This window comes from Moorena sp. SIO4E2 (assembly GCF_010671945.1).
GTDB classification, from domain to species: domain Bacteria; phylum Cyanobacteriota; class Cyanobacteriia; order Cyanobacteriales; family Coleofasciculaceae; genus Moorena; species Moorena producens.
The window spans coordinates 1-1,214 of the sequence record NZ_JAAHIE010001326.1; the positions used below are offsets into that span (position 1 = coordinate 1).

Sequence of the window (1,214 nt, forward strand, 5' to 3'; positions counted from 1 at the left end):
AATTGAAGAACGTTTAGTAACTCGTTGTCAGCTACTCCAAAGCATGACCTCAGAGATTAAAAATTTAACTAATTATCATTGGTTAACTTATGACTAACTTTTATAAGCTTTTATAAACCGGATTTAGTATCAGAACAGTTATCTCCTCAAGAAAATTTTAATTTTATTAATAGCTATCTGAGTCGAGTTAGTCCAGCAATTCGCGCTCACAATGGCTTTATTGATAAGTACATTGGAGATGGAGTTATGGCACTTTTTCCTGAATCAGCGGATGATGGGGTTCAAGGTGCACTTGAGATGCAACAAACAGTTGCACTCTACAACCAGCATCGGTGCAAGAGTGGATATCTTCCGATTACTATCGGTATTGGTTTACATACAGGTAGCTTAATGCTAGGAACCATCGGTGAACAAAAGCGGATGGAAAGTACGGTGATTTCTGATGCAGTGAATCTTGCTTCCCGCTTGGAAGGATTAACCAAACTTTATGGTGCAGGGATTATGATTAGCCAACAAACCCTCTATAACCTGAATGAGTTTCAAAAGTACAGTTATAGGTTTTTGGATCGAGTCAAAGTTAAGGGAAAAAATCAACCGGTGGCAGTATTTGAGCTATTTGATCAAGATCAGCCACAACTGAAGCAGTTAAAGAGACAAACTAAGAGTAACTTTGAACAAGCTGCTTTTCTCTACCATCGGCAAGCCTTCGCCCAAGCTGAACAGATATTTCAGTCAGTTTTACAAACCAATCCCCAGGATAAAGCAGCGATGCTCTATGTCAAACGCTGCCAAAGGTATCAAACCTATGGGGTGCCAGAGGACTGGGAACGGGCAGAAGTGTTGCATGAGTCATAATTTGGCGTTGCCCAATTGTGTAATAATTTATGGTAGTGGGTAAAATAATTCAACAGCATAATTCCGTCAAAGACACCAAACTTTTGACAAAATTATGAACACTCTGATCTGATAAATCCACAATCGGTAAGGTTGATACTACATTTCCATAACACTTACTAATCGAGCGGCGGTAAGCTGGATCATAATGAGTTTCAAGCAAATCTCCTACCAAAGCATCACCTTGACCCCTATCAATCATTCCATACCACTGGTTAATTTTTTTCCAGCCATAGCGAGACCTTAGACACTCTAGTTTAGCTTTGCAAAACTCAGGGTTAGTACCCAAGTGAGGATACTCTTGCAACAACCATTCAATT

1 protein-coding gene and 1 pseudogene are annotated in these 1,214 nt (G+C 39.6%); one reads left to right on the forward strand and one right to left on the reverse strand.

Annotated features, from left to right (window positions below; all coding sequences use genetic code 11):
- Positions 1 to 102 precede the first annotated feature (102 nt).
- Positions 103 to 855, forward strand: a complete 753-nt coding sequence (locus F6K37_RS43375) for an adenylate/guanylate cyclase domain-containing protein (protein ID WP_353839157.1) — start codon at positions 103 to 105, stop codon at positions 853 to 855.
- 49 nt (positions 856 to 904) lie between these two features.
- Here the strand turns inward: F6K37_RS43375 and F6K37_RS43380 are convergent.
- Positions 905 to 1,214: pseudogene (locus tag F6K37_RS43380) on the reverse strand (tRNA 2-selenouridine(34) synthase MnmH); the annotation flags it as partial.